This is a genomic window from Vibrio sp. 10N.222.46.A1, from assembly GCF_041473595.1.
Lineage (GTDB): Bacteria > Pseudomonadota > Gammaproteobacteria > Enterobacterales > Vibrionaceae > Vibrio > Vibrio tasmaniensis_A.
Genome location: NZ_JBFRSN010001334.1, coordinates 1 through 812 on the forward strand (window position 1 = coordinate 1; position 812 = coordinate 812).

The 812-nt window shown below is 44.2% G+C and carries 1 protein-coding gene; it reads left to right on the forward strand.

The genetic code is table 11. From position 1 onward, the window contains the following. Positions 1-188: 188 nt before the first annotated feature. Positions 189-812: 5'-3' exonuclease H3TH domain-containing protein (locus AB4496_RS26395; protein WP_372132856.1), on the forward strand; the 624-nt coding region annotated here is incomplete at its 3' end.

Sequence of the window (812 nt, forward strand, 5' to 3'; positions counted from 1 at the left end):
ACAGGGTGGATAAATAATATAAACAGAGTTATCCACAGAACGCTTGCGTCTAAGAACAAAAAATAACAACAAATCGATTATAACGAATACAACCGAGTGAACGGATACAGATCGACAACATGGAATCCAACCAACAGACGTGGCATTCTTAACAGATAATTTCTGTACTTACTGGATTCACAAATATTATGGCTCGTATTCCTGATAATCCATTGATTCTGATCGATGGCTCTTCTTACCTATATCGCGCGTTCCATGCTTACCCTGGCACCATGAGCAATGGTGATATCCCAACGAACGCTGTTTATGGTGTAGTTAACATGCTACGCAGCATGATGCGTCAATTTGCTTCTGATCGTATTGCGGTTATTTTTGATGCGAAAGGGAAAACGTTCCGTGATGACATGTACCCAGAGTACAAAGCAAACCGCCCACCTATGCCTGACGATCTTCGTTGCCAGATAGAACCATTGCACAATGTGATTCGTGCGATGGGTTTGCCACTTATCTCTATTCCTGGCGTTGAAGCAGATGACGTGATTGGTACGTTGGCTTCTCAAGCTTCTGCGATGGGGATGCCTGTACTTATCAGTACTGGTGATAAAGATATGGCGCAGTTAGTTGATGACAACGTTACTCTGATCAACACCATGACCAACGTGGTAATGGATCGCGAAGGTGTGATTGAGAAGTTTGGTATCCCACCAGAACTGATCATCGATTACTTGGCACTGATGGGCGATAAAGTCGATAACATCCCTGGTGTTCCGGGTGTGGGTGACAAGACAGCGACGGCTTTACTACAAGGCATT